General features: G+C 74.8%; 2 protein-coding genes. One reads left to right on the forward strand and one right to left on the reverse strand.

Annotation, left to right across the window (positions count from 1 at the left end; all coding sequences use genetic code 11):
• The coding region (locus ABZ641_RS36440) for a MarR family transcriptional regulator (protein WP_344627171.1) at positions 1 to 530 on the reverse strand (530 nt) is incomplete at its 3' end.
• 39 nt (positions 531 to 569) lie between these two features.
• Here ABZ641_RS36440 and ABZ641_RS36445 point away from each other — a divergent pair.
• The gene (locus ABZ641_RS36445) at positions 570 to 1,538 is read left to right on the forward strand and encodes an EamA family transporter (RefSeq protein ID WP_359988810.1); all 969 of its coding nucleotides are present in this window, start codon (positions 570 to 572) and stop codon (positions 1,536 to 1,538) included.
• Positions 1,539 to 1,636: the final 98 nt, after the last annotated feature.

A 1,636-nucleotide genomic window follows, 5' to 3' on the forward strand; every position in this document is an offset into this window, starting at 1 on the left:
CAGGGACCGGCCTGCGGCTGCGGCGGCTCCAGCCGGGCGAGCCAGGAGGTGAGCAGTGCCTCCAGGGCGGCCGCCTCGACCGGGGAGAGCGCCTCGACGAGGCGGTGTTCGTTGCGCATGTGGTCGGTGAAGGCCCGGTCGATCAGCTCCCGGCCGGCGGGGGTGAGGGCGACCACCCGGCCGCGGCCGTCGGCGTCGCTGCGGCGGCGGGTGACCAGCCCGGCCCGCTCCAGGCGGTCGACCCGCTTGGTCATGGCGCCGGTGGTGACCATGGTGTGCGCGGCGAGTTCGCCGGGGGCCCGCTCGAACGGGTCACCGGCACGGCGCAGCGCCGCCAGGACGTCGAACTCCCCCTCGCCGAGGCCGTAGCGGCCGTACACCACGGACAGTTCCTCGGCGAGGAGGGCGGCGACGCGGTGCAGGCGGCCGATGACGCCCTGGGGTGCGACGTCGAGGTCGGGCCGTTCGCGGGCCCAGGCGGCCTGGATGCGGGCGACGCGGTCGAGCGGCTGCGGCTGCGGCTGGTCCATGCACGGATCATATCTTCCCCGGAAGCTATAGTGTCTTCCATGGAAGGCAATCTGCGGTGGATCCTGGTCACGGCGGTGGCCCCGGTGGCGTGGGGCGTCAACTACTTCGTCACCCAGCGGTTCCTGCCGCCGGACCATCCGCTGTTCGGTGCGGCGGTGCGGGCGCTGCCCGCCGGGCTGCTGCTGCTCGCGCTGTGCCGGGAGCTTCCGCGCGGGGTGTGGTGGTGGCGCTCCGCCGTGCTCGGGCTGCTCAACACCAGCGCCTTCTTCGTGCTGGTCTACACGGCGTCCCAGCTGCTGGCGACCAGCGTGGCGTCCACGGTGATGGCGCTCGCTCCCCTGGCGATGATGCTGGCCGGGTGGGCGCTGCTGGGCGAGCGGCCCCGCCCGGCGCACCTGGCGGGGGCGGGGATCGGGCTCGGCGGGGTGTGCCTGATGCTGCTCGGCGGGACGGGCGGGGCGAGTCCGTCCGGGGTGCTCGCCTCGGTGGCGGCGATGCTGGTGTCCTCGCTGGGCTTCGTGCTCGGCAAGCGGTGGGGTGCCGGCGCCGGCCTGCTCGCCTCCACGGCCTGGCAGTTGGTCGCCGGCGGGCTGTTCCTGCTGCCGGTCGCCGCCGTGGCGGAGGGGCCGCCGCCGGCGCTCGGCGCCTCCGAACTGACGGCCTTCGGCTACACGGCCGTGGTGGCCACCGCCGTCGCCTTCGCCGCCTGGTTCGCCGGGCTGCGGCACCTGCCGGCCGGAACGGTGGGCCTGGTCGGTCTGCTGAATCCGTTCACCGGCGTGCTGCTCGGCACCCTGCTCGCCGGGGAGGCGCTGACGCCGCGCCAGCTCACCGGCATGGCGCTGATCCTGGGCGGCATCGTGCTGGGCCGCCCGGTGGGGGCCGGGCGGCCGCGGCCGGCCGTCAGTCCTCCCAGCTCCCGTACTCGTCCTGCAGCGTCTCCAGCAGGTTGTCCCAGAGCACCGAGTCATCCGGCCCCTGACCCAACTCCACCAACAGGGACGTGAATTCGGCGAGCGCGGCATCCGCCTCCTCACCGGTCAGGCGCTCCTCCCAGCGGGCGAGCAGCCCGAGGGCACCGATCAGTTCGGGCAGTGCGCCGGCC

The organism is Kitasatospora sp. NPDC007106 (genome assembly GCF_040634455.1).
GTDB classification, from domain to species: Bacteria; Actinomycetota; Actinomycetes; order Streptomycetales; family Streptomycetaceae; genus Kitasatospora; species Kitasatospora arboriphila.